We start from the raw sequence: 24,879 nt of genomic DNA on the forward strand, positions 1-24,879 counted from the left end.
GCGCGCCCCGGCCGTGCGAACCTGGGCCATGCCCCTTCCCCTGTACGGCGTGGCCGTCGGCACCTTCCAGGACTTCTCCCGCGACCCCTCGCACGACTTCGGCCAGTGGTACCACGGCCATCTGACCCTGTCGACGCCCGCCGGCGCCTTCGAGGCCGCCCTCGACGTCGACGCGCCCGGCAGCGTCGGCGTCTCCTACCGGCTGGTCGACGGTCTGTACCGCTCCGACCTGGGAGCGCTCCGGCAGTTGGCCCCCAACTTCCACCCGCTCGACCCGTCGCCCGCCTCCGGTGCGCTCGACTACGCCCGCAGCCCACTGCTCCGCGACCCCGACTGGCTGCGCACCCTCCGGGGACTGGTGCTGCGGGTGGTCGCCCTGCTGCAGAAGCAGCCCGTCGGCGCGCCCGCGTTCGGCCCGACCGTGGTCGACCGGCTGGTGGCGCTGCTCCACCGACTGCCGAGGCGTCCCGTCGCCGTGCACCCCTGGGTGGCCAGCGACGGCGACAACGCGCTCGACGTGCTGGAGCCGCTGCTCCGCTCCGCCGACCGGATCTACGTCTTCGGCCAGCGCTTCACCACCGGCCGCGGCGTCCACGACGTGCACCTCAACCAGGGCGACCCGCTGGGCAGTCAGTGGTACGACACCGACGGCGTGTGGCAGGACGGCGCCGTGGTCTGCGAGTTCGCGGACGGGCGGGTGGTCGTCTGGCAGATCAGGTTCAACACCCAGAGCCTGGACACCGACGCCGCCGGGCACCCGGCCTGACGTCCGTCCGTCCTTGGGACCGGGCGGCACCAGTAGGACTCGGCAAGGGACTTGTGACGGCAGAACAGCTGTACGCGACGCCGAGGACCAACCAGGGTGACATCGAAATCCGGCTGTTCCCGGAACATACCCCCAAGACCGTCGAGAACTTCGTGGAACTCGCCACCGGCGAACGGGACTGGACCGACCCCGGGACCGGACAGCGGAGCACCGAGCCGCTGTCCGACGGCACGGTCCTCCACCGGGTCGTCGAGCGCTTCATGAGCCCTACCTGCTCGCGACGGCCAACGCCGGCCCGGGCACCAACGGCTCCCGGTCCTTCGTCACCGTCGGAGCGACCGCCCGGCTCACCGGCAAGCACACCGTCTTCTGCGAGGTGACCACCGACGCCGGCCGCAGGGTCGCCGACGCGATCGCCACCTCGGAGACCGACCCCCGCACGGACCGGCCGGTGCAGGACGTCGTGATCGAGAAGGTCGTCGTCGAGACCCGCTGACCGGCTCCCGCCCCTGCGGTCCCACCCGTACCGCGCGCCCGAAACCTGCGTGTGGGAGGATCCCGCCCGGATGATCGACATCGGGGGCGGTGGGGACACGTGCTGGTCTGGGTGGCGCGGGTGAGCGCGGTGGGAGCGTGGGCGGTCCTGGCCGTCGCGATCGGGTGGGGTTTCGGCCTCGGCGGCGGGACCCGCCAGCCGCTCACCACGCTCGACACCCTCGCCCGGATCGGCATAGCCCTGCTCTGGCTGCGGATGGCTGCGCTGTGGGCGGCCAAGGCCGTCCGGATGTGGACCCGGCGCAAGCACCGCCGGGTCTCCCTGTCCAAGGACGCCCGCCCGCTGCGGTCCCGGGTGCCGCTGACCTTCGACGCTGCGCCCTGGGTCTGGGTCCGCGTGGCCGCTGTCCTCCTGCTGCTGCCGTTCGCGGCCGCGCTCCCGGCCGCCCTGAGCGCGATGGACGGCGGCGAGGACGTGCGCGCGATAAAGAATGCGGGCGCGGTGCTGTCCACCGCGACGGTGGTCGGGGTGACGGACGCCGAGGCGGTCGAGGACTCCGACGGCGTGGTGACGCACTACGACTCCGATCTGGAGCTCGCCCTCCCCGACGGCAGCCGGATCACGGCCCGGGGCGCCGACACCGCCGAGGAGCCCCGGACCGACGACCGGGTGCAGGTCCTGTGGGCCCCGTCGGCGCCCGAGCTGGGCCCCCTGGTGCGCACCACGGACCTCTCGCCGCACGTCGACACCGGCACCACGATCGGCGGCATGCGCCTCTTCCTGCTGCTGTTCTTCGGCCTGTTCTTCGTCTGCTTCGTGCTGCCGCTGTCCGTCGCGGCGGAGGCGGACCAGTTGCACGACCTGGCCTGGCGCCCGCTCGCCCAGACCGCCGTCCCGGTCCTCGCCACCTTCCTCTTCCTGTGGATCCGCCCGCTGCTCACCGGCGTCGGCATCGGCGGGCCCGAGTCGATCCTGCCCGCCGTCTACGGCGGCTTCGCGATCCCGTTGCTCTTCCTCTACATCGGCCTGGCCCTTCGGGCGCTGCTCGACTGACCCGCCCGGGCTTTCACACTGGCGGCATCCACCAGGGGGAAGCAGCACCTTGGCTCGCATCTGCCGACCCAAACGCATGATTGCCCGGGTATTTGCCGAGCGATACGGGTATCTCTTCGCCCGAGCCGCGCCGAGCGGAACCGAAGGGAGCCCTGTGAGCAGACCTCTCGCACCCGCCGCACCGACCGTGCCCGCCGCACCGGCCGTCGTGCGGTTCCACGGCCGACTGGACCAGCCGCTCGAACTGACGGTCGCCCAGCTGCGGGCCCGGCGGACCCACCGGGTCGAGGTGAGCTACGACTGCCTGCGCGAGGGCGAGCAGAACCACTCCTTCGAAGGGCCGAAACTGTGGGACGTGGTCCGTGAGGCCCAACCGCAGGTCGACCTCCGCGGCCGCAAGCAGCGCCTGCGCCACCTGCTGACCGTCACCGGGGCGGACGGTCACTTCGCGGTCCTGTCCTGGGCCGAGATCGACCCGGACTTCGGCGGCCAGCAGATCCTTCTCGCCACCAGCGTCGACGGCGCCCCGCTGGACTCCACCGGCCCGCAGCTGGTGGTTCCCGCCGACCACTGCGGGGCGCGCTACATCAGCGCCGTCACCGAGATCTGGGTCGGCGCCGCCGGGCGGTGACCGGCCCCGGGCGCTTCTGCCAGGTGATCACCAAGGCCGGCCTGGCAGCTGCGACCGGGCTCGCACAGCGGCGGCGAATTCGCTCTAGGCTCGGGCATACCCGCAGGTGAAAGCCCTGCTCCCAGCGATAGTACGAGGTCTGCCGCCATGAGCCTGAGCATCCGCAACCAGATCCCCGGTACCGTCACCTCCGTCACCACGGGCGAGGCGATGGCCACCGTGAAGGCCCGGCTGGACGGCGGTCAGGAGGTCACCGCGGCCGTCACCGTCGACGCCGTCAAGGACCTCGGACTCGCCGAGGGCAGCGCGGTCCACGCGATGGTGAAGTCGACCGACGTCTCGCTGGCGACCGGGCCGGTCACCGGGCTGAGCATCCGCAACCGGATCCCCGGCACGGTCACCGGGATCACCGCCGGCGCCGCCATGGCCACCGTGAACGTCACCGTCGAGGGCGGAAGCGTCCTCACCGCGGCCGTCACCCGGGACGCCGTGAACGATCTGGGCCTGGCCACCGGCTCCGCCGTGGTCGCGCTCATCAAGGCCACCGAGCTGTCCCTCGCCACCGTCTGATCCGGACGACGGCGGGGCCCCGGGAGCATCAGGCTTGGGTTCTAAGGATCGTTGCAACACCCCAGCTCAAGGGGTGCGATGTTCGAGATCCGGAAGAACCGGACGGTAGCTCGGAGGGCGAGGACCCTGGTCCGTGAGCGGGAGGAATACTTCCGCCTCATGGACCGGGGTCTGAGCAGTCGGGAAGCGTGCGAGCGTGTCGGGATCAATCTGCGCACGGGCAAGCGGTGGCGCAACGGCCGTAACGCGTCGGGCGGCAAGAAGGCGTATCCGCCGATCCGTGTCCCTTTGCCGCAGGACGGCCCGTCCCGCTACCTGCGCGAGGCTGATCGGATCCACATCGCCGACCGGCTGCGTGAGAAGGCCACCGTCCGAGCCATCGCCGCCGAGCTGGGCCGCAGCCCTTCGACGGTCAGCCGGGAGATCCAACGCAACCGGCACCCGGGCAACGGCCAGTACCGCCCTCACGCCGCGCAGGCCCGCGCGGATGCCCGCCGGCCCCGACCCAAGCCCGGGAAGATCGGCCGGAACTCCGAGCTGCGGGACTTCGTCCAGGACCGCCTGGACAAGAAGTGGAGCCCGGAGCAGATCTGCCAGGCTCTGCGGGACACCTTTCCCGAGCGGCCGGAGATGCACGTGGTCCACGAGACGGTCTACCAGGCCCTCTACGTCCAAGGCCGCGGTGAACTCCGCCGCGAGCTGGCCGCCGCCTTGCGCACCGGGCGTGTTCGCCGCAAGCCCCACCGCCGAGCGGCCTGCCGCCAACCGCGGTTCGCCGCCCCGATGGTCATGATCAGCGAACGCCCGGCCGAGGCCGAGGACCGTGCGGTTCCCGGCCACTGGGAGGGTGACCTGATCATCGGCAAGGACGGCGCCTCCGCGATCGGCACCCTGGTCGAACGCGCCACCCGCTACGTGATGCTCCTCCAACTGCCCCGTGGCCGCACCGCCGAACACGTCCGTGACGCCTTGGTGGAGACCGTCCGGACGCTGCCCGGCCACCTGGTGCGCTCGCTGACCTGGGACCAGGGCAGCGAGATGGCAGCCCACGGCTCATTCACCGTCGCCACCGGCATCCCGGTCTACTTCTGCGACCCGGCCAGTCCCTGGCAGCGCGGCTCGAACGAGAACACCAACGGTCTGCTGCGGCAGTACTTCCCCAAGGGCACCGACCTGACCGTTCACGCCCCCGAGCACCTGGCCGCCGTCGCCGCCGAACTCAACGGCCGCCCACGCAAAACGCTCGGCTGGGAAACCCCAGCCGAGCGCCTGCATAAACTGCTCACGGCCTGATCAAACCGACCACGTGTTGCAACGACCCCTAGAAACCGCCCAGGTGCTCCCGGGGCCCTTGCCGTTGCCGGTGCGCCGGCGGCGTGTCGATACGCCGACGGCGTGTCAGCGGTGCGTCAACGGCCCTGGAGAGACTTCGCGTTGTCGCCGAAGCTCCAGCCCTTCGAGCCGTCCCAGTTGATCGACCAGGTCATCAGCCCCTTCAGCGCGCCGCCGAAGGCTCCCCACGACTGGCTCACCAGGCCGGGCGCCATGTAGCCGCCGCCCGCACCGGGCTGGGCCGGCAGACCGGGCACCTGCTTGTCGTAGGGCACCTTGATCGTGGTGCCCTGGATGGTCAGGCCGTTGTTCAGGCACTCGGTCTGCTTGGTGAAGCCCTGGACGGTGCCGGCCTGGTAGGAGTCGCCGGAGCAGCCGTACATGCTGCCGTTGTAGTACTGCATGTTCAGCCACCACAGGCGGCCGTTGTCCACGTACTTCTTGATGATCGGCAGGTAGGCGCCCCAGATCGAGCCGTAGGTGACGCTGCCGCCGGTGACGTACGCGGTCTCGGGGGCCATCGTCAGACCGAAGCCCGCGGGCATCTGGGCGAGCACGCCGTCGATGATGCGGATCAGGTTGGACTGGGAGGCGGACAGCGTGCCGATGCTGCCGCTGCCGGAGAGGCCGGTCTCGATGTCGATGTCGATGCCGTCGAAGTTGTACTTCTTCAGGATCGGGACGACGGTCGCGACGAACTTGTCCGCGACGGTGCTGGAGCCGAGGTCGATGCCCGCGGCGGCGCCGCCGATCGACATCAGCAGCGTCGCGCCGGCCGCCTTGGCCTGGCACATCTCGGCGGGGGTGGACACCTTGACGCCGGCGTCCATGCCGTCCTGCCACAGGACGGTGCCGTCGGAGAGGATCACCGGGAAGGCGGCGTTGATGACGTTGTAGCCGTGCGCGGCGATCCGGCTGTCGGTGATCGGGACCCAGCCCATGCCCGGGTGCACGCCGTTGGAGGCGCCGTCCCAGTTCTCCCAGTAGCCCTGGAGGACCTTGCCCGCGGGGCGGGGCTTGGTGGGGCAGGTGTCACCGGTCGGCGGCGTGGTCGGCGGCGTCGTGGGAGGCGTCGTCGGCGGGGTGGTGGGCGGAGTGGTGGGCGGAGTGGTCGGCGGCGTCGTGGGAGGCGTCGTCGGCGGAGTGGTGGGCGGCGTGGTGGGAGGCGTGGTGGTGCCGCCGGGGCCGCTGAGCACCACGTCGTCCGCGAGGTACGCGGGCTGTCCGTACCAGCCGTGCAGGAAGACCGTCACCGAGGTGGTGCTCGGACCGGTGCTGAAACCGACGCTGAGCTGGCTGTAGGAGGCGCTGCTCGGCGTCCAGGTGGACTGGGCACCGCTCAGGCCCGTACCCGTGGCGCCCAGGTAGATGTAGCTGCCCTGGACGTAGGCGCTCAGCGTGTACTGCGAGTTGGGCTGCACGCTGACGGTCTGGGTGCACTGGGCGCTGTCCGAGCCGGCCGGCGTGGCCTTGAGCGCGGAGGAGCCGGAGTGCACCGGACTGCCGACGGCCGCGCCCGAGCCGCCGGAACACGTCCAGTCGGAGAGGCCGTTCTCGAAGCCGGGGTTGGCCAGCAGGTTGGGGACCGCCGCCCCGGCGGTGACATTGCCGGCCACGACGAGGCCGGCACCGATCACGGCGGCGGCGCTGATCAGCGCGAGGGAGCGGTTCACCGCGCCCGATCCGGTCCGGGCACCGCCGGTCCGGTACGTCCGGGCTGCGCGTTCCAGGGTGACCCGGGGCTGCGGATCCGGAGTGCGCGACCTTCGACGGAACATGCTGTGCTCCCTTCCCGCCGAGCGCCAGGGACGAAACCGACGCGTGGGGGCGTGACGCCCGGCTCTGGGTGAGGTGGGGGGACATGTGGGGCTGTGCCGGTCCGGATCGTAGGAGGGGCGGCCGGACACGTCAATAGGTCTGGACCAATTGCGAGGGTCTGGACCAATTAGGAAGGCGGTCGGGACGCCCCCGGAGCCGGGTGCTCCGCCGGGGCCGCCCCCGGTTCCGGACTCCCGGTGGGACGACCGGGAGTTGGCCGGACCGGCGGCCGCCACGAGCACGAGGACCGACGCCCCGTCAGGCCTGCCGGGCCCGCCGGGGCGGCAAACCGCCCCGGCGTCCGACCATCCGAACGAGTGAATCCGGCGACGGCCGCCCCGGCTCGCGGACGGCCGCCCGACACGCCGTCCGCCCCCGGCGCGGGGCGGCCCCGAGCACAGCGGCAGTGCTCGAAAAGTCCCTGTTCGACCCGGGCTCGCCCGGAGGGCGATCCGCTTGAACGCCGCACTCGAACAGCACCATCATCGGACCCCACCCCGACCGCACCGGACTCACCAACTCGTCTTTCTGGCAGACGAGTTGTGCTGCTCCGCCATGGCCGGACCAGGTACTCCCGCCCGTCCGCGCACCGCTCCGCGACTGGAGGCCCCGTGGCCTGTCACCCCACCCCGGCGATCCACCTCCCGCTCGTCCCCGCTCCCCCGACCGTCCCGCCGGCCCTGCCCCCGACTCCTCCGCCCGTCCAGCCCGTCCAGCCCGTCCCGCCGGCCGTCACCGCGCCGTCCGCCGCCCGCGCACCGCGGACGGGGGCGAACGCTTGAGCGCCACGACGGCCCCGGCCGGGACCTCCGACGAAGAACTGCAGTGGCTCGCCGACGGGCGCCGCGTCGAGGCGATCGAGGCGATCAGCGTCAGCGCGATGGCCCGCCGGCTGCCCGCGCTCGTCGTCCGCGCCTTCCGCCTCGGCTGGCGCATCGACCGCGCCTCCGTCGCCCTGCTCCTCACCTGCCAGGCGGTGTCCGCCGTCCTCGGCGCGGCCGGCCTGTTCGCGACCACCGGGACGATCTCCGCCCTGTTCGGCCCCGGCCAGGTCGGCACCAAACTCGCCCACGCCGCACCGTCGATCCTCGTGATCGCGGCCGCCGCCGGTGCCCGGTCCCTGCTGGGCATCACCGTCCAGTCCATCACCATCCACCTGTCGCCGCGCATCTCCCGGGAGGCGGAGGCCTCGGTGCTGCGCGCCACCGTCGCGGCCGAGCTGACCGCCTACGACCACGCCGGCTACAACGACGAGCTGGAGGCCGCCGACCGGGGCGCCGAGGTCTGCGTGGACATCGTCGGCGAGGCGCAGAACCTGCTCGCCGCGCTCGCCTCCCTGCTCGGCGCGGCCGGCGTGCTGACGGTGCTCCACCCCGCGCTGCTCCCCCTGCTGGTCCTGGCGGCGCTGCCCCAGGGGATCGCGTCGGTGCACGCCGCCCGGGTGCAGTTCCTGGCCAACCGGGCCGCGATCGCCGACCGCCGGATCATGGCCAACCTGCGCTGGTACATCCATCTCAAGGGCAACGCCGACCAGGTCCGCTCCGACACCATGGGCGAGTTCCTGCTCAGCAAGTACGACGAGGTCGGACGGCGGCTCGACGCCGGCTCGCGACAGGCGGCGCGGCGCAGCGCCCGGGTGTCGGTGGTCGGCGCCGCGGCCACCGGGCTCGGAACGGCCCTGGTCTGGGCGGCGATGCTGTGGCTGGTCAGCACCGGCCGGATGAGCCTGCCGCGCGGCGGCGCCGCGGTGTTCGCGCTGGCCGCCGTCGGCACCAGCCTGCGCGGCATCGTCGGCTACGGCGCCGATCTGTTCCGCACCGGCATGTACCTGGACGACTGGTCGAACTTCCTCGACACCGCCGGCGGCCACCGGCCCGAGCGCGGCACCGGAACACCCGGGGCACCGGGGCGGATCGCGGTGGAGGACCTCAGCTACGGCTACCCCGCCGCCGACCGCAAGGCACTGGACGGGGTGAGCCTGCACGTCGAGCGCGGGGAGATCCTCGCCCTGGTCGGCGAGAACGGCTCCGGCAAGACCACTCTCTCCAAGCTCCTGGCCGGTCTCTACCTGCCCGATGCCGGAGCGGTGCGGTGGGACGGGCGCGACACCCGCGAACTGGACCCGCACGCCCTGTGGCGCCAGGTCGCCGTGGTCCCGCAGGGCTACGCGCGCTGGCCGATGACCTGCCGCGAGAACATCACGCTGGGCCAGCCCACGGCCGAGGGCGACGCGGCGGTGCTGCGGGCCGCCGACGCCTCCGGGGCCTCCGACGTCGTCGCCAAGCTCCGCCGGGGCCTGTCCACCCTGCTGGCGGTGGAGTGGATGGGCGGCGAGGAGCTGTCCGGCGGGCAGTGGCAGCGGCTGGCCATCGCGCGGGCCTTCCACCGCGAGGCGGGGCTGCTCGTCCTGGACGAGCCGACCGCCGCGCTCGACCCGCGCGCCGAGCACCGGATCTTCCAGAACCTGCGGGCCGTCGCCAGGGAGCGCGCGGTCGTCCTGGTCACCCACCGCCTCACCAACGTGGCCGTCGCCGACCGGATCGTGGTGCTGGAGAACGGCCGGGTGCTGCAGGAGGGCACCTTCGCCGAGCTGGTCGCCGACGGTGCCGGGCGGTTCAGGGAGTTGTGGGACCTGCAGAACGAACGCACCGGCCTGCCGGCCCAGCGGACCCGGGCACCCGGGGAGGCCGGGCAGTCCGGGAAGGCCGGGCAGTCCAGGGCGTCCGGGGAGTCGCAGCAGGCCGGGGCGAGCGAGGAGCCCGGGGTAAGCGAGGAGCCCGGGCAGTCCGGATGACGGCGTGGCCGGGCCGGGGCGGCGGAACCCGCCGCCCCGGCCCGGGCGCTCGCGCACGCCGGCGGGCCCGCCCGGTGGCGGGGCCGGCCCGCGGGGTTCAGCGGGACTTGGCGGCGCGGAGGAACTCGGCGATCAGGTCCGGGTCCTTGACCCCCCGCCGGACCTCGACCCCGCTGGAGACGTCCACGCCCCACGGGTTCGCGGCCGCGATGGCGGCACGGACGTTCGCCGGGCCGAGACCGCCCGCCAGCAGCCACTTCCCGGCCGGCGGCCGGGCGCCGAGCTCGGCCCAGTCCCACGGCTCCCCGGCACCCGGCACCGGCGCGTCGAGCAGCAGCAGGTCCTCACCGAAGTCCCCGCAGTCCGCCCCGGCCGCGCTCGCCGCCGAGGTGGCCCGGACCAACGGCAGTCCCAGGTCCGACAGCTCCGCGAAAGCACCCGCCGGGTGGTTTCCGTGCAACTGCACCGCGCGGACGCCGGCCGCGCGCACCGCCGCGCGCACGTACTCCGCCGGCTCCTCCCGGAACACCGCCACCGTCAGCACCTCTTCGGGCACCGCCGCCACCAACTCCCGCACCAGCCTGGGCTCCACCCGGCGCGGGCTCTCGGTCAGCACGAAGCCCAGCGCGTCGGCACCGGCCGCGAGGGCGGCGGCCACATCCACAGCGGTGCTCAGACCGCAGATCTTCACGAACATGTTCCCGGGGACTCCCTACTGGACGGCACCGCCAGCGTAGTACCGGTGCCGGGACCGGCGCCCGCACCCCCGGCCCCGGGGGTCCGGCGGCCGTCGTCCGGCCGGTTGGTCCGGATGCCACGTGCGGGTGCGGCCCGGGGGCCCGACGGGAACGGTGGGGGGATGGACACCGTTGTCGTACTGGAATCTGACGCACCGACCGATGCCCGGGTCCCGGGGCCCGGCCTCACTCCGACCGGCTCCGAGGGCCCGGTGCGCCGCGCGCACGCCGCGCCCGCGGAGGCCTCCGGCGTCTGCGGTCCCCGCACCCTGTGCGGGCTGGACACCTCCGAGATGACCCTCGCCCCGCACCGGTCCGGCCTGGACCGGTCCGACTGGCACACCTGCGGTGTGTGCCGGACCAATGAGGAGGGCGCCGGGGCCGAGCGCCACCCGGCCAGCAGTTCCGCCGTCTGACACCCCACCCCACCGGAAGATCTTCTGCACCCGCCGGTGAGACGCCGTCACTTCGGCGGGTGAGAACCGAAAGATTTCCTGTCCTCGGTCACAACCTCTTCGATCACACCCTCCTCAACCATGCCCTCCTCCACCATGCCCGACTGAACCGCGCCCGCCCCGACCGCACCTGACCCGACCACGGCCGCCCGGACCGCGCCCTCCTGGACCGCACGCTCCCTGCGGCCCAGCCGCCAGACCAGCTCCTCCCCGGTGCCGGCCGAGCGGCGGCGGTCCTCGGTGAAACCCAGCCTCGCCGCGACCGCGCCGCTCGCGCGATTGGCCGGGTCGTGGGAGATCTCGACCTGCTCCACCCCCGGGAACCGGAAGGCCTCGGCGACCAGGGCGCCCGCCGCCCGGGTCGCCACACCGCGCCCGGTGGCCGCCGGGTGGAGCCAGTAGCCGATCTCCATCACCCCGCCCGGGCCGCCCTCCCGCCGGAACAACTGGCAGGCGCCGACTATCGCTCCCCCCAGCACCACCGCGAAGGTGAAGTCCCGGCCCGCCTCCCAGGCCTCCTCGCGCCGCGCCAGGAACTCGGCGGTCCGGTCCGGGTCGTGCTCGTCGACCCATGTCATCCACGGTCTGAGGTGCGCCCGCGCCGCGTCGATGACCTCGAACAGCTCCGCACGGTCCCCCTCGGGGTCGAAACGGCGCAGGGTCAGGTCGTCCAGCTCGATCACTCGCGGCGGCATCTCCATGGGCGAAGGATCACCCCGATCGCCGCCGGGGGCAAGGGACCCGGTTCGGGGGCCGGGTGGGCCCACCGGGCACGGGACGCCGACCGGGTGGTTCCCGGGGCGACCCCGGAGCCCCGGGCGCGCTCCGGTCGTTCCCACCGTGATGCGACTCCTGCTGACCTCCGACACCCATCTCCCGACCCGCGCCCGGGCGCTGCCGGCGCCGCTGCTCGACGCCCTCGACGAGGCCGACGTCGTCTTCCACGCCGGGGACTGGGTCGACACCGCCACCCTCGACCTGTTCCGGTCCCGGTCCGAGCGGCTGGTCGCCGTGCACGGGAACAACGACGGGGCGGCGCTCCGGGAGCAACTGCCCGGGATCGCCCGGGTCCGGCTCCAGGGCCTCCGCTTCGCGGTGGTGCACGAGACCGGCCCCGCCCGGGACCGGGAGCGGCGGTGCGAGGAGAGGTTCCCCGACACCGATGTGCTCGTCTTCGGGCACAGCCACATCCCCTGGGACAGCCTCGCGCCGGGCGGCCTGCGGCTGCTCAACCCGGGCTCGCCGACCGACCGGCGCAGCCAGCCCTTCGCCACCTACCTCACGGCCCGGCTGGACGACGGGCGGCTCACCGAGGTGCGGCTGCACCGCCTGCCGCCCCGCCGCTGAGCCGACGGCACCGACGGCGCGGACGGCGCACCGCCGTCCGCGGACGCTCACGCGGGCAGGTGCAGGGTGTTGCCCGGAGCGGTCCGGTAGGCGTCGCGGTAGTGCGCGGCGAAGCGTCCGGGGTGGGCGAAGCCCCAGCGCATCGCGATCTCGGTCACCGTGGTGCTCCGGGGATCCGCGGCGAGCAGCTCGCGGTGCGCGGCGTCCAGCCGGACCCGCCGCAGGAAGGCCAGCGGGGTGGTGTCCAGATGGCGGCGGAAGGCGTACTGGAGGGCCCTCGGGGTGACGTACGCGGCGGCGGCGATCTGCGCGAGGCCGATGTCCCGGTCGGCGTTGGCCTCGATGAAGGCGACCGCCCGGCGCACGGTGCCGGGGGTGGCGTCGGCGCCGTCGGCCGGGCGGCCGGTGTCGCGGGTGCTGTTGGGCAGGGCGGCGAGGGTGACGGCCGCCAGGTGCCTGGCCGCGGTGCCGACCAGCAGTTCGCTCTCGCACGCCGCCGGATCGTCGAGGACGTGGTCACGGACGTAGGCGATGGTGGCCGCGAGTCGGCGGTTCGCGGCCCCGTCGACCGGCCGGCCCGCGGTCAGCCGCGGCGGGCGCGCTCCGGGACCGGTGGGGGCGACGGCCTCCAGCAACGCGGTGTCGAACAGGGCGATGGTGTAGCGGGCGGCCCGGACCTCGCCCCGGTAGGGCCGGTCCGGTGGGGCGAGGAGGAAGGTCTCGCCGGGCCCGAACACCTCCTCGCGGCCGTCGGTGAGGTCGGCGAGGGTGCCGCCGTGCATGCTGATCAGGCACACCCGGCCCAGGTCGGCCGCGTCGTAGGCCATGGTGTAACCGAAGTCGAGCCGGTCCATCGCCACCTGACCGGCAGCGCGGCGGCTGATCCGCACCCGGGCGTCCTGGACGGGCCCGCCGATCTTCATCGGCGTGTACGCGGACGACAGGAACTCCTCCGTCTCGCCCACGTTCGCGCTCTCGAACGACAACAACTCCACCCGCACCACCACCGGTCGTCCCGTGCTCTCCCCGAGCCTACCCGGGTGCCACCGTACGGGCACCGCGCGCCCGATGGGCAGGGGGAGCCGGTTCGTTCCCGGGCCGTGCCCGCTCGGGGAGCTTCGTTCCCGGGGCTGTGCACGGAGCCGCCGGCACCGCACCGTTGGGAGGGCACGGCTCCCCTGCTCCGCGTCCGCCCGCTCCCCGCGGTCCACCCTCCCCTCCCCCGCGTTCCCGACGAGAGGTACGACATGCTCCCGCACACCACCTACCGCCCCCCGCCGGCCGAGGCGGGTATGTGCGCGCAGATCGCGCACCTCACCGCGGAGGCCGATCGCCAGCTGAGCGAGGGCCTGTGGGACCCGGCCGAGGAGGACGCGGCGCTGGCCCGCAAGACCGCGAGCGGACTCGCGGAAGCCGTCGGCGCGGCGGGAACGCAGGAGCGGCTGCCGGTCATCGACCGGCTGGAGCGGCTGCGCGAGGCCCTCGCCGTGCTCGCCATCGGCCTTGCCCGCATCCACGGCCCGCTCGCCTGGTACCTGGCCCAGGCCGCCACCGCGCTCTCCCCCGTCCTGCGCTGGCGCGCGCTGCCCGCCGACCGGCTGTCGTCCTTCGGCACCGTCGTCCCCTCCCCCGCCGAACTCGCCGACGCCGAGGAGGCCGTGCGCCGGCTGGAGACCGCGCTCGCCCGTGCCGCCGGCGGCGGGACCGGTGCCGAGGGCACAGCGGACGCCAGCACCACGGCGGGCTTCATTGCCACGGCCGACTCCAGCACCACCGCGGACTCCAGCACCACGGCCGACTCCGGTGCCACCGCGGGCTTCAGCACCACCGCGGGCTCCGGTGCGACGGCGAGCAGCACGGCCGTCCGCGTCGGCGCGGGCGCGCTCCGGTCCGGAGACTGACAACCCGGGTGCACGGCCTCCGCCCCGGCGGGCGCGCCGGGGCGGAGCCAGGACCGGGCCTGCGGGCCCGACGGACCTCCGCCTCAAGGACAGTGACGGTTGGTCAGTCACCGGCCCGGCCGTCGGGCGCGCCGCGGCTCAGCCCGTCGCGCCCGGCAGCGCGGGCAGACCCGCCAGATCCGGCTTGGGCAGGGCGGTGCCGCCGAGCACGGTCGCGGCGACCAGGTTGACGGTGTCCTTGACGACCTGCTCGGCCGGGGCCGCGGGCACCGCGGCCGGGGCGGGCGCCGGGAGGACGATGGTGCCCACGGCCGGGGTCGTGGCGGGGGCGGCCGGGGCCGCCAACTGGTCCACCGACTTCCTCAGGTTCGCGGCGGCCGTCGCCACCAGGTCGGTGGGGGCGGCCTGCGCCCGGACCGCCGGAACCCCGGCGGGCGGTTCGGCCGGGGCGCCGACCGGCGGAGTGACGGGCAGCCCGGGGGCCGCGACCGGGGCCGCCGGGGCGGCCGCGGGCAGCGCGGCCTGCAGCTTGTCGATCGCCGCGCCGACCGCGGTCCGCAGCCGGGTCGCGTCCGCCTCCGGCACCGTGCCGTCCGGCGACTTCGCGGCCAGCGCGACCAGTTCGGTGGCCGGCTGCGTCACCCCGGCGAGCGCGCCGAGGACCCCGGCCTGCTGGGCCGCGGCGTCGAGGCCGGGCGCGGCGGCGGGCCGGGCCATGCCGGGAGCGCCCGTCAGCAGGGTCAGCCCGAGGGCGGCGGGCACGGCGAGGGCGGCGAGACGGGCGACACGGGTCTGGGCACTGCGCATGGAAAGGCTCCGATCGGAGACGAGGTCCGGGTCACGGACCGTGGGGTCTGACATCTCCACCGAGCCCCGGACCGCCCGACCGCGCAACTCCGTACGCCCCGAGAGGTCGGTGACACGCCATCACGCCGCGCCGCGACACCCGGTACGACCTGCGAAGACGTCCTTCACCCTTTCGGTCCCGCCCCGAATGACGGTCCCTCGGCCGGGGCCCCACCCGAACGGGCCGCCGGACGGTCAGGGTGCGAACAGCGCCCGCCCCACCCAGTCCCCCGGTTCCGCTCCGCCGGGCACCGCGAACACGGCCGACGACTCGTGCACCACGTACCGCGACAGCGCGTCGGTCCGGGCGAGGTGTCGTTGCACGGGCACGAAGGCGCTCCGGGGGTCGTTCTGCCAGGCGACGAAGAGCGTCCCGGCGTCGGGGGCACCGTCCGGGCGCAGACCGTCGAAGTACGACCAGCTGCGGCGCAGCATGGTCGCACCGCCGTTGGAGGCGGGCGCCGCGAGCCGGATGTGGGCGTTGGCCGCGATCACCGGCACGCCGTCGGGGCGGGCGGCGTCGAGGTCGGCCGGGGTGTGCTCGGTGCCGCCGGTGAGCGGGGCCCCGTCCGCGACCCGGCGGCCGACGGCCTGTTCCCGGTGCTCCGGCGGGAGCCCCTCCCAGTGGTCCAGCAGCATCCGGATGCGCCGGACGACCGCGTACGAGCCGCCCACGAGCCAGGCCGGCGTGCCCGGTCCGGAGAGGAGGATCCGGGACCGCTGCGCCGGGTCGGCCGGGTCCGGGTTCCCGGTCCCGTCGGGCTGGCCCATCAGGTTGCGCGGGGTCGCGGAGCCCGGTCCGCCGGTGAAGCCCGCCATCAGCCACCGGGTGCCGGCGGTGCCGCGGGCCAGTCGCCGGACGGTCCGCAGGGCCTGGACCACGACGAGCGGGTCGTCGGCGGCGATCTGGACGAAGAGGTCCCCGCCGCCGCGGGCCGGGTCCAGCTCGTCCCCGGGGAAGGCGGGCAGCGGTGCGAGCGCCGGGGGGCGGTCGGCGGTCAGGCCGAGCCGGTCGAACAGAGTGCTCCCGAAGCCGAAGGTGACCGTGAGCGAGGCGGGATCGCCGGCCGGTGCGGCGTCGCCCGGGTCGGGCCGCCCCCTGCTCAGGCGCCCGGCGGCGGCGCTCCAGGCGCGCAGCAGGTCGGCCGTCCGAGGGCGGTCGGCGCCCGGGAGCAGGTCGAGGGCGGTCAGTCGGACATGGGACTGACGTGGCGTCAGGATTCCTGCCTGGTGGGGACCGTGGAAGGGAACCGCACTCCCGTCGCCCGGCCGGACCGCCGGTGCCGGCGGGCCGGGGGCGCCGCCGCCCGGAGCCAGGACCAGCGCCCCGCCGCCCGCGAGCGCCGCGAGTCCTCCTGCCCCCAGCAGCGCCCGCCGCCCCACCGCCCGCGCGGCGGTGCCGTCCACCGGCCGGGCGCCGGACTCAGCGGCCACCGTCGACCACCTGGTCCACGGTGCCCACCCAGAGCCGGTCGAGTTCGGAGACGTAGCGCCCGCCCTTGGTGTCCTGCGGGACCACCAGGCTCGGCCCGGCGTTGTCGTCGAGGGGTACGCCGTCCTGCGAGACGGCCACCAGCACCTGCGACTTGGCGAACCCCGGGTCGAGCTCGGCCCAGCCGAACACCGCGCGGTAGTCGCCGCCCCCGGTCGCCGCCACCACGCCGCGCAGGGCGCCGTTCTTCTTGCTCGTGTCGAAACGGGGCGCGGCCGCGCTGAGCACGGTGTGCAGCGGCACGCCGTCGAAGCTGTGCGTCTGCTGTCCCTTCGCGCTGGTGTAGGTGACGGTGACGGAGGCCAGCGGCATTCTGCGCAGGTCGGCCAGGGTGAGGGTGTAGGGCTTGTCCACCTCTCCCGAGACCCGCACCGCGCCCGGCTTCAGCGGCACGGCCGGGGCGGACGACGCGGCGCCGGTGCCGGTACTCGTGACGCTGCCGGTACTCGTGCCGGTGCCCGTGCTCGTGACCGTTCCGGCGGGCGCGCCGGTGCCCGTCGGCGTGCCCGGCGAGGCCGCGCAGCCGGTGGCGCACAGGGCGAGGACGAGAGCCGGGCCGAGCAGGACTCGGCGGGCGGGACGGGCGGGACGTGTGGCGCGGGCGGAGCGGTGGATCACGGGGTTCGGGTTCCTTCCGGACGTGCGCGGCCGCCGGCGCCAGGAGGGACGAGTCCCGCAAGCCGCCGGTGTCCTCGACGGATCGACCCCCGTATTGCACCAACGCCGCCCGGCGGGAACGACTGGAGCGGCACACCGGCCGGAGCCGTCCGGACTGGACGATCGCCCAGGTCGCACGTGCGGGGCGGCCCCGTCCCGGAGGAACGGGGCCGCCCCCGGCCCGGACGGTGTCAGCTGCAGTGCGAGAACATGTCCGCGGTGCTGTAACTGCCGTTGGAGAAGTTCCATGTCGGCGTCTCGCCGGAGCACGAGTGCCCGTAGGCCGTGAAGTTCCAGTTGCCCTTGTAGAGGCGGGTGTTGGAAACCCCGGTCACCGCAATGAAACCGGCGTCGAACCAGTACGTGCCGGCGTTCGCGACCGGCCGGTTGCTGTTCACCGAGTAGTTCGAGCTGGACTTCACGGTGACCTGGCCGTTGCTCCAGTTGTTGACGTAGTTGGTGTTCCACAGATTGACCTCGGTGTAGGCACCGCGGCAGTCCCAGCCGAGATAGAACTTACCGATCGTCTGCGAGCCCACCGAGATGTTCTGGATCGGGCCCAGCACCTGGCCGCCGGCGGGACAACTCGCCGCCGCGGCCTGGGCGGAACCGGCTCCGACCATGACGGACGAGAGCCCGGCCACGACCATCACGGCCGCCGCCGAGGCCGCGCGCGCACGGGTACCGATTCGCATGATTTCCCCCTGGAAAGTCGTCGGGGCGGCTCGTGCCCCCCGTTGGCGCGGCCCACTCTTCCACCGCCATTACGCATGGTCCAGACCTGGCTACGGAAAGTCTCGGCAAAGAGCGGCACGCGGACACTCCGGGCACAGCACCGCCAACCGGAGAATCCGCCCTTCGGCGGGACCGGGAGAAAACGGCCGGACCCGTCGGCGGATTTGCGCCGATTTCCGGCCTCCGAAATCCGGAATACGACCCGGCCGTTTCCTCCGGCCCACCGTCGGGCGTTATGACCGGAAGGTGGCCCGGTAGTCCGCCGGGGAGGTGCCGAGGTGGCGGTGGAAGGTCGCGCGGAAGGCCGCGGGACTGCCCAGGCCGCTGAGGCGGGCGACCTGTTCGACCGGGGTCGGGGTCGTCTCCAGGAGTTCGCGGGCCAGGTCGAGGCGGGCGGCGGTCAGCCAGGCCATCGGGGAGCTGTCCGTCTCCTGCTGGAAGCGGCGGATGAACGTCCGGCGGGACATGTGCGCGCGCCGGGCGAGATCGTCGACGCTCTGCCGCAGCGCGAGGTTGCCGAGCATCCAGGCACGGATCCCGGCGAGTTCGTCCCCGCGCGCGTCCGGCCGGAGGCGTTCGACGAACTGGGCCTGGCCGCCCGGGCGTTGGGGCGGGGCGACGAGTGCCCGGGCGCGGGCGTTGGCGGCGGCGGCCCCGTGGTCGCGCCGGACGATGTGCAGACAGAGGTCGACCCCGGCGGTGACTCCGGCGGAGGTGAGGACGTCGCCGTCGTCGACGAAGAGCAGGTTCGGCCGGACGTCGATCCGCGGGTAGCGGCGCTGCAGCGCGGCGGCGTCCCGCCAGTGGGTGGTCGCGGGGCGGCCGTCCAGCAGCCCGGCCGCCGCCAGGGTGAACGCCCCGGTGCAGATCGACACCAGCCGCGCCCCGCGCGCGCTCGCCGAGCGGAGCGCCGCCAGCGCCGTGCCGGGAAGCGGCGCCTCCGCGTCCTGGTAGCCCGGGACGACGACGGTGTCGGCGTCCCGCAGCGCCTCCAGTCCGGCCGAGGTGACGAGGCCGACCCCGTCGCCCAGGACCGGTCCGGCCGACGGATCGGTACAGACGGTGACGCGGTAGCGCGGGTCCGAACCGAAGACCTGCACCGGAATGCCGAGATCGAGCAGCATCACCCCGGGCAGGGTCAGCACCGCGATCCGGTGCGGCTCCGGCGGCGGTTCGATCATGGCACGATCCTAGCGCTGATCGGCACCCGTGCCACTGTGGCGGCCCGGTCCGGCTCCATAACCTGCGGACATGGACTCCTTCTCGCTCGACCTGCCGACCGGCCCGCTGGCCGAGGCCGTGCTCGCCACCGCGCGGGCCTCCGAGAGCCCCGCGCTGGTCAACCACAGCGTGCGCAGCTTCCTGTTCGCCGAGCTCCTCGCCGCCCGTCTGGGCTGTCTGGACGACGCCGCCCACGACCGCGACCTGCTGTTCGCCGCGACCGTCCTGCACGACCTGGGTGCCGGCGAACTCGCCAAGGGGGAAGCCCGGTTCGAGGTGGAGGGCGCCGACCTGGCGGCCGAACTGCTGCGCCGCCACGACGTCCCCGAGAAGGACGTCGACCGGGTGTGGGAGGCGATCGCCCTGCACACCTCCCCCGGCATCGCCGAGCGCCGCGGCCTGCTCTGCCACCTCACCCGCGAGGGCGTCGGCGCGGACTTCGGGCGCAACGCGGACCTCGTCGCCGCCTGGGCGCCACGGATCCACGCCGCCCACCCCCGTCTGGACATGGTCCGCACCCTCGTCGACGCGATCGTGGAACGCGCCGCCCGGTCCGAGGCCGCCGCACCCCGCTACTCCCTCGGCGGCGAGCTGCTCCGCGAACGACGCACCGACGGCGTGACCTCCCTGGAGCGCGCCGCCGCGTCCTGCCCCTGGGGCGAGTAGGGCGCACTCCTCCGCCGCGACGGAGGTCGCGGGCGCGGAGATTTCGGTTATCGCGCGCGCCCGCGGCGGTCTCCTGGTCGGGTGCCGGGTCCGGCCCCCTGGCTCCGGACCCGACAGCCGCCGAACCGTGCCCGCCCCGGGAGAGATCCGCCGATGACCGCTCAGCCCGACCGCCCGACCGCCCGCCCGTCCCTCACCGGACCACTCGCGCATCCGCTCGCCCGCCGCTGGCTGCTCGCGTCCTGCGTGCCCGTGCTGCTCGTGCTCGGGATGGCGCTGACCGTCCCGCCGGCGCCCTCGGCCGCCGGCACGGGGACACCCGGCCCGGCCGACATGGCGGGGATGCCGGACATGGCGGGGACGGCAGGGCCGGCGGGGACGGCAGGGCTGTCGGGTGACTCCCCGGACCTCGCGGCCGCAGGCCTCGCCGCCGAGCGCAACGGCTACCGACTGGACCTCGCGGACCCCGGGCCGACGACCGGGCGGCCGACGGACCTCCGGTTCACCGTCGCCGGTCCGGACGGCTCCCCCGTCACCGACTTCGCCGTCCACCAGACCAAGAGGCTGCACTTCTACGCGATCCGCAGCGACCTCACCGGCTTCCAGCACCTCCACCCGGACCTGGCCGAGGACGGCACCTGGACCGCCGGCCTCGCCGCCCTCGCCCCGGGCAACTGGCGGCTGTACGCAGACTTCGTCCCGAACACCGGCCCGCACGCCGCCGAACTGGTGCTCAGCCGGACCGTGACGGTGCCGGGCGAGGCCGCCCCGGTGCCGCTGCCCGCACCGGGCGCCACCGCCACCGCCGACGGCTACACCGTTGCGCTGACCGCGCGCCCGGCGGCCGGGGCGCACCGGCTGACCGCCGTCGTCAGCCGGGACGGCCGCCCGGTCCGCGACCTCCAGCCCTACCTGGACGCCTACGCCCACCTCAGCGCCTTCCACGAGGGCGATCTCGCGATGGCCCACCTCCACCCGGCGGGCACCGTGGACGGCGACCACGGCGGGCCCGAGCTGACCTTCCAGGCCCTGTTCCCCGAGCCGGGCAACTGGCGGGTCTTCCTCCAGTTCCAGACGTCGGGGCAGTTGCACACCGCCGCGCTCACCCTGCACGTCGACTGACGGCGGCCCCGATCGGCCGTTCCGGCGAATGCGGTCACCGGAGCGGTGACCGACCGCTCCGCCCGGTGATCCGTCAACCGGTGGCGCACACCCCGTGCCCACCGAACGGCGAGCACCCCGGGAGCCCGGTATGACCATCGATCGCAGGAACGCGCTCCGCCTCACCTCACTGGCGGTGGCCGGAGCGGGGATCGCCACCGCGCCGGCCGCGGCCGCCCGCGCCGCGGGCCCCCGGGCCGGCAGCGGCCGGCCGACGGCGCGGCAGCTCGTCCTCACGGGGAAACGCACGGCCGCCGACATCCCGGACGTGCTCGTACCCGGCACGCCCTACTTCGTCCACTACGAGCTTCGGGACGCGGACGGCGAGCCGGCCGGCACCGAGAGCGCGCAGTGCACCCCGGTGACCGTGGGGCCGGACGGGGCGTTCGTGCTCGCCTCGCTGGTCCTGCTCCTCGCCGACGGCATGCTCACCGCCTCGACCGCCTTCGCACGGCCGCTGCCCGCCCTGACCGAGGTCCTGGTCGCTCCGCGCCGCTGGTCCCACCTGTTCGCGGTCACCGGGGGAACCGGCGCCTACGACGCCGCCACCGGGTCCGTCACGATCGAACACCTCTCCCGCGAGGACGACGTCCTCACCGTCGACCTCGACTGATGCCCGGCAGCCGCCCCCGGCCCATCCGGCCGTCGCCGCGCTCCGAACCGTCCCCGACCACCGGACCGCACAGGAGGACGAACGATGACGCACCGCACGGAGCAGGACCCGACCGCACCGGCGCTGCCGGAGTCGGCCGAGGTGATCGTGGTCGGAGCGGGCCCGGCCGGACTGGCCTGCGCGCTGGACCTGACCGCGGCGGGGCACGAGGCGCTGGTCCTGGAGGCCGCCGAGGACGTGGGCGGGCGGATGCGCACCGACGTGGTGCGGGGGTTCCGCCTCGACCGGGGCTTCCAGGTGTTCAACACGGCGTACCCGCAGGTCCGGCGCCGCCTCGACCTCGCCGCGCTGCGGCTGCACCCGTTCACGCCCGGCATGCTGCTCGCCGACGGCCGACGGTCGCGCCTGCTGCTGGACCCGACCCGCCGCCCGGACCGGGCCCTGGACCTGCTGAGCGGCCGGGTACTGCCCCCGCGCGACCTGGCGGCGCTCGGGCTGCTGGGGCTGTGCGACGCGGCCCTGCCCGCCGCCCTGCTGAAGCGGTTCCCGGAGACCAGCACCGCGCTGGCACTGCGGCGGGCCGGCGTCTCGCGGCGCACCGTCGAGGGCGTGCTGCGGCCGTTCCTGGCCGGGGTGTTCCTGGAGGACCGGCTGGAGACGTCGAGCCGGATGTTCCACCTGGTGTGGCGCAGCATGCTGCGCGGGAGCCTGTGCCTGCCGCAGCAGGGCATCGGGGCCGTGCCCCGGCAGCTCGCGGCCGGGCTGCCGCCGGGGCGGCTGGTCTGCGGCGCGCCGGTGGAGCGGCTGACGGCGGAGGGTGTGGTGCTCGCCGACGGAGCGCGGGTGCGGGCGCGGACGGTGGTGGTGGCGACCGGGGCCGGCGCGGCCGCCCGGCTGCTGCCGGGTCTGGAGGTACCCGCCGCGCGGGCGGTCACGACCTTCTACCACGCGGCACCGGTGAGTCCGCTGGACGGACCGACGCTGGTCGTGGACACCGACGGGCCGGTGCTGAACACGGTCGTGCTGTCCGAGGTGGTCCCGGGCTGCTCCCCCGACGGGCGGGCGCTGGTGTCGACGTCGGTGCCGGGCACGGCGGCCGACGAGGGCGCGGTCCGGCGGCGGGCGGGCGCGTTGTACGGCGCGGACGTGTCCGGCTGGGAGCCGCTCGCCGCGTACCGGATCGCCGAGGCGCTGCCGGCCGGGCCGGCGCCGCTCCCGCTCAGCCGGACGACACGCTTCGCGCCGGGCCGCTACGTGTGCGGGGACCACCGGGCGACGGCCTCGGTGCAGGGGGCGCTGGCCTCGGGGGCCCGGGCGGCCCGCGAGGTGGCGGCGGACCTGGCGGGCGGCCGGCGGAGCCGACCGCGCGGGGCGGCCACGCCCGAGCCCGTCTGAGCCCGTCCGAGCCTGCCCGAGCCCGTCCGAGCCTGCCCGAGTCCGTTCGAGTCCGTCCGGACCCGTCCGAGCCTTTGAGCCCCTTCCGAAAGCGATGCACAAACGATGCGAGTGGGCCCGGCGGGGCCGATCGCTGCACGGTGGACGGGTGAGTCCGCGAACGCAGGTGTGCGAGGACGCCCCCGGCCCCGGGCCGAGCGGGGCGGCAACCGGGGAACTGCGCCGTCTTCTCGCGCTCTCGGCGCGGGGCGACGAGGCCGCCTTCGAGCTGCTGTTCCGCGCAGTGGCCGGGCCCGTGTACGGGACGGCGCTGCGCACCCTGCGTTGTCCGGCGCACGCCGAGGAGGTCGCCCAGGAGGTGCTGCTGGAGGTGTGGCGCACCGCGGCGGCCTACCGGCCCGAGCGCGGCACGGTGCTCGCGTGGGTCCTGACCATCGCCCACCACCGCGCCGTGGACCGCGTCCGCTCGGCGCGCGCGGCGGCCGACCGGGAGCGGCGCCTCGCCCTCCCGGAACCGGCCGCGGGGTGCGAACCGCCGGAGGAGCAGGCGGTGCGCGCGCTGGACCGGGTGCGGGTGCGCGCCGCGCTCGCGGGGCTGAGCGCGGCGCAGCGCGAGGCCGTGGTCCTGGCCTACTACGGCGGGTACTCGCAGCGGGAGATCGCGCACCGGTTGGAGGTGCCGCTCGGCACGGTCAAGACCCGGGTCCGCGACGGCCTGCGGCACCTGCGGGACGCCTTCGGCCCGGGCGCCGGGCCCGGCCAGGACCCCGGCGCCGTCGCGGGCCGCGTCGCCGACCGCCGCCCCGCCGTCCTTCCCTCGGCCCGCCCCGGCGCCCGTCCCTCCGCCCGTCGCGACGCCACGAGCACGGCGGCGGCAACACCGGGCCGGGCCGCCGCGATCGTAGAATCGCCGACCGGCCGCAAGATCGGCGCCGAGTGCACCGGCGCCCGGACCGTCCGCTCCGCGGGAGGACAGCATGGCGCCCCACCGACCGCTCGCCCCGGGCGACCCACCCCCGGCCGCGCCCGCGCCGCGCCCCGGCCGCCCCGGGAGGGAGCCACCGGCGACCGCCGTCCCGGCGCGCCGCGCGGACCGCACCGGGCGGAGGTCCTGGGCATGGTGACGCCGCGAGCCCCGCACGAGGACACCGCGGCCGACGACGAGCCCGGTCTGCCCACCGGCGGGGTCGCCCGGCGCCTGGGGGTGTCACCGACGACCGTCCGTTCCTGGGAGCGGCGCTACGGCATCGGCCCCGCCGACCGCCGGGCCGGGCACCACCGCCGCTGGAGCCCGCAGGACATCGCCGTCCTGGAGGCGATGTGCCGGCTGACGGCCAGGGGCGTGCCACCGGGCGAGGCCGCCCGCGCCGCCCTGGCCCGGCGCGGGGCCGGGGACACCGGTCCCGCCGACGACACCAGCACCGACGACACCAGCAGCGGGGACGCCGGTCCCGACGGCACCGGCCCCGAGGACACCAGGGCCGGCCGTGCCCCCGGCGGCAGCCGGACGCTGCGGGTCGGGACGGTGAGCCCCGAGTGCCGCGGCCTGGCCCGCGCCGCGGTGCGGATGGACGCGCCGGAGGTCACCGGGATCCTGCGAGGGGCCGTCGAACGGCTCGGCGTGGTCGACGCCTGGACCGAGGTGATGATGCCCGCCCTTCAGGCCGTGGGGCGCAAGTGGGCGGTCGACGGCGAGCAGTACGTCGAGGTCGAGCACCTGCTGTCCTGGCACGTCTCCAGCGTGCTGCGCGGGGTGGCGGTACAGGCCGTCCGGGTCCGGCCGGTGCGGCCGGTGCTGCTGGCGGCGACGCCGGGCGAGCAGCACACCCTGCCGCTGGAGGCCACGGCGGCGGCGCTGACCGAACGCGCCCTCCCGTTCCGGATGCTGGGCGCGGCCGTCCCGCCCCGCGCGCTGCTCGACGCCGTCCACCGGCTGGGGCCGGGCGCCGTGATGATCTGGTCCCAGGACCGGCAGACCGCCGACCTCGCGCTGGTGCGCCAGGTGAGCGCCGGGGTGCGGGGCCCGCGCGGCTCCCGGGGCCGGGCGACGGTGGTCGCGGCCGGTCCGGGCTGGGGCCGGACCGGGGTCCCGGCCGAGGCCGCGACGCCCCGCACCCTCGCCGGCGCCGTCGACCTGCTGGAGGAGGCGATCACGGCCTGACGCCCGCTCAGGACGGCGGCAGCCGAGGGCAC

At 75.0% G+C, this 24,879-nt stretch carries 23 protein-coding genes and 1 pseudogene; 15 read left to right on the top strand and 9 right to left on the bottom strand.

Going from position 1 to position 24,879, the window contains the following annotated elements; translation table 11 throughout:
* Window positions 1-28: 28 nt before the first annotated feature.
* The 6 genes and pseudogenes from BLU95_RS03365 (at window position 29) to BLU95_RS03390 (ending at window position 4,809) form a co-directional block, all read left to right on the top strand.
* Window positions 29-766, top strand: a complete 738-nt coding sequence (locus tag BLU95_RS03365) for a DUF2278 family protein (RefSeq protein WP_093858612.1) — start codon at window positions 29-31, stop codon at window positions 764-766.
* A gap of 53 nt (window positions 767-819) precedes the next feature.
* Window positions 820-1,262: pseudogene (locus tag BLU95_RS03370) on the top strand (peptidylprolyl isomerase).
* 99 nt (window positions 1,263-1,361) lie between these two features.
* On the top strand, window positions 1,362-2,315 hold the full coding sequence (locus BLU95_RS03375) for a hypothetical protein (RefSeq protein ID WP_093858613.1): 954 nt from the start codon (window positions 1,362-1,364) through the stop codon (window positions 2,313-2,315).
* Window positions 2,316-2,469: 154 nt separating this feature from the next.
* A complete protein-coding gene (locus tag BLU95_RS03380; protein ID WP_093858614.1) occupies window positions 2,470-2,946 on the top strand; it encodes a molybdopterin-dependent oxidoreductase in 477 nt (158 codons plus the stop codon).
* Between the two features lie 147 nt (window positions 2,947-3,093).
* A complete protein-coding gene (locus BLU95_RS03385) occupies window positions 3,094-3,516 on the top strand; it encodes a TOBE domain-containing protein (protein ID WP_093858615.1) in 423 nt (140 codons plus the stop codon).
* A 78-nt stretch (window positions 3,517-3,594) separates the two neighbouring features.
* On the top strand, window positions 3,595-4,809 hold the full coding sequence (locus BLU95_RS03390; RefSeq protein ID WP_093858616.1) for an IS30 family transposase: 1,215 nt from the start codon (window positions 3,595-3,597) through the stop codon (window positions 4,807-4,809).
* A 116-nt stretch (window positions 4,810-4,925) separates the two neighbouring features.
* Here BLU95_RS03390 and BLU95_RS03395 read toward each other — a convergent pair whose 3' ends face one another.
* Window positions 4,926-6,626, bottom strand: a complete 1,701-nt coding sequence (locus BLU95_RS03395) for a carbohydrate binding domain-containing protein (RefSeq protein WP_093858617.1) — start codon at window positions 6,624-6,626, stop codon at window positions 4,926-4,928.
* Window positions 6,627-7,444: 818 nt separating this feature from the next.
* Between BLU95_RS03395 and BLU95_RS03400 the strand changes: the two genes are divergently transcribed.
* The gene (locus BLU95_RS03400) at window positions 7,445-9,460 is read left to right on the top strand and encodes an ABC transporter ATP-binding protein (RefSeq protein WP_093858618.1); all 2,016 of its coding nucleotides are present in this window, start codon (window positions 7,445-7,447) and stop codon (window positions 9,458-9,460) included.
* A gap of 97 nt (window positions 9,461-9,557) precedes the next feature.
* Here the strand turns inward: BLU95_RS03400 and BLU95_RS03405 are convergent, their stop codons facing one another.
* A complete protein-coding gene (locus tag BLU95_RS03405) occupies window positions 9,558-10,157 on the bottom strand; it encodes a phosphoribosylanthranilate isomerase (RefSeq protein ID WP_093858619.1) in 600 nt (199 codons plus the stop codon).
* Window positions 10,158-10,319: 162 nt separating this feature from the next.
* On the opposite strand from BLU95_RS03405, the gene BLU95_RS03410 reads away from it, so the two are divergent.
* Window positions 10,320-10,613, top strand: coding sequence for a hypothetical protein (locus BLU95_RS03410; protein ID WP_093858620.1), 294 nt, complete (start codon window positions 10,320-10,322; stop codon window positions 10,611-10,613).
* 47 nt (window positions 10,614-10,660) lie between these two features.
* Here the strand turns inward: BLU95_RS03410 and BLU95_RS03415 are convergent, their stop codons facing one another.
* Window positions 10,661-11,353 carry a GNAT family N-acetyltransferase gene (locus BLU95_RS03415; RefSeq protein WP_231978255.1) on the bottom strand — a complete coding sequence of 231 codons (693 nt, stop codon included), beginning with the start codon at window positions 11,351-11,353 and terminating at the stop codon, window positions 10,661-10,663.
* 142 nt (window positions 11,354-11,495) lie between these two features.
* Between BLU95_RS03415 and BLU95_RS03420 the strand changes: the two genes are divergently transcribed.
* Complete coding sequence (locus BLU95_RS03420) at window positions 11,496-11,999, top strand: metallophosphoesterase family protein (RefSeq protein WP_093858622.1); 504 nt, start codon at window positions 11,496-11,498, stop codon at window positions 11,997-11,999.
* Window positions 12,000-12,046: 47 nt separating this feature from the next.
* Here BLU95_RS03420 and BLU95_RS03425 read toward each other — a convergent pair whose 3' ends face one another.
* On the bottom strand, window positions 12,047-12,994 hold the full coding sequence (locus BLU95_RS03425; protein ID WP_093864609.1) for a helix-turn-helix transcriptional regulator: 948 nt from the start codon (window positions 12,992-12,994) through the stop codon (window positions 12,047-12,049).
* A 252-nt stretch (window positions 12,995-13,246) separates the two neighbouring features.
* Between BLU95_RS03425 and BLU95_RS43200 the strand changes: the two genes are divergently transcribed.
* Entirely contained in the window at window positions 13,247-13,900 is a 654-nt protein-coding gene (locus BLU95_RS43200) for a hypothetical protein (RefSeq protein WP_093858623.1), read from the top strand.
* Window positions 13,901-14,038: 138 nt separating this feature from the next.
* Here the strand turns inward: BLU95_RS43200 and BLU95_RS03435 are convergent, their stop codons facing one another.
* The 5 genes from BLU95_RS03435 to BLU95_RS03455 all read right to left on the bottom strand — a co-directional run bounded on the left by BLU95_RS03435 (window position 14,039) and on the right by BLU95_RS03455 (window position 18,811).
* Window positions 14,039-14,707 carry a hypothetical protein gene (locus BLU95_RS03435; protein WP_093858624.1) on the bottom strand — a complete coding sequence of 223 codons (669 nt, stop codon included), beginning with the start codon at window positions 14,705-14,707 and terminating at the stop codon, window positions 14,039-14,041.
* Window positions 14,708-14,941: 234 nt separating this feature from the next.
* Window positions 14,942-16,180 carry a Dyp-type peroxidase gene (locus BLU95_RS03440; protein WP_231978257.1) on the bottom strand — a complete coding sequence of 413 codons (1,239 nt, stop codon included), beginning with the start codon at window positions 16,178-16,180 and terminating at the stop codon, window positions 14,942-14,944.
* The gene (locus BLU95_RS03445; protein ID WP_107452464.1) at window positions 16,170-16,856 is read right to left on the bottom strand and encodes a molybdopterin-dependent oxidoreductase; all 687 of its coding nucleotides are present in this window, start codon (window positions 16,854-16,856) and stop codon (window positions 16,170-16,172) included. The genes BLU95_RS03440 and BLU95_RS03445 overlap by 11 nt, the downstream gene beginning before the upstream one ends.
* Window positions 16,857-17,086: 230 nt before the next feature.
* Window positions 17,087-17,590, bottom strand: coding sequence for a hypothetical protein (locus BLU95_RS03450; RefSeq protein WP_093858626.1), 504 nt, complete (start codon window positions 17,588-17,590; stop codon window positions 17,087-17,089).
* Window positions 17,591-17,863: 273 nt separating this feature from the next.
* Window positions 17,864-18,811 carry a GlxA family transcriptional regulator gene (locus BLU95_RS03455; protein WP_093858627.1) on the bottom strand — a complete coding sequence of 316 codons (948 nt, stop codon included), beginning with the start codon at window positions 18,809-18,811 and terminating at the stop codon, window positions 17,864-17,866.
* Between the two features lie 70 nt (window positions 18,812-18,881).
* Here BLU95_RS03455 and BLU95_RS03460 point away from each other — a divergent pair, with 70 nt between their 5' ends.
* From BLU95_RS03460 to BLU95_RS45475, 5 genes are all read left to right on the top strand, one after another.
* A complete protein-coding gene (locus BLU95_RS03460) occupies window positions 18,882-19,517 on the top strand; it encodes an HD domain-containing protein (RefSeq protein ID WP_093858628.1) in 636 nt (211 codons plus the stop codon).
* 153 nt (window positions 19,518-19,670) lie between these two features.
* Window positions 19,671-20,639 (top strand): DUF8832 domain-containing protein, encoded by a 969-nt coding sequence (locus BLU95_RS03465; protein ID WP_093858629.1) that lies wholly within the window; start codon window positions 19,671-19,673, stop codon window positions 20,637-20,639.
* Window positions 20,640-20,769: 130 nt separating this feature from the next.
* Complete coding sequence (locus tag BLU95_RS03470; RefSeq protein ID WP_173861998.1) at window positions 20,770-21,291, top strand: hypothetical protein; 522 nt, start codon at window positions 20,770-20,772, stop codon at window positions 21,289-21,291.
* 84 nt (window positions 21,292-21,375) lie between these two features.
* On the top strand, window positions 21,376-22,686 hold the full coding sequence (locus tag BLU95_RS03475) for an NAD(P)/FAD-dependent oxidoreductase (RefSeq protein WP_093858630.1): 1,311 nt from the start codon (window positions 21,376-21,378) through the stop codon (window positions 22,684-22,686).
* Between the two features lie 148 nt (window positions 22,687-22,834).
* The gene (locus BLU95_RS45475) at window positions 22,835-24,847 is read left to right on the top strand and encodes a sigma-70 family RNA polymerase sigma factor (protein ID WP_159424750.1); all 2,013 of its coding nucleotides are present in this window, start codon (window positions 22,835-22,837) and stop codon (window positions 24,845-24,847) included.
* The last annotated feature ends 32 nt before the right edge of the window (window positions 24,848-24,879 follow it).

Origin of the sequence: Streptomyces sp. TLI_053 (assembly GCF_900105395.1) — a bacterium.
Classification (GTDB): domain Bacteria; phylum Actinomycetota; class Actinomycetes; order Streptomycetales; family Streptomycetaceae; genus Kitasatospora.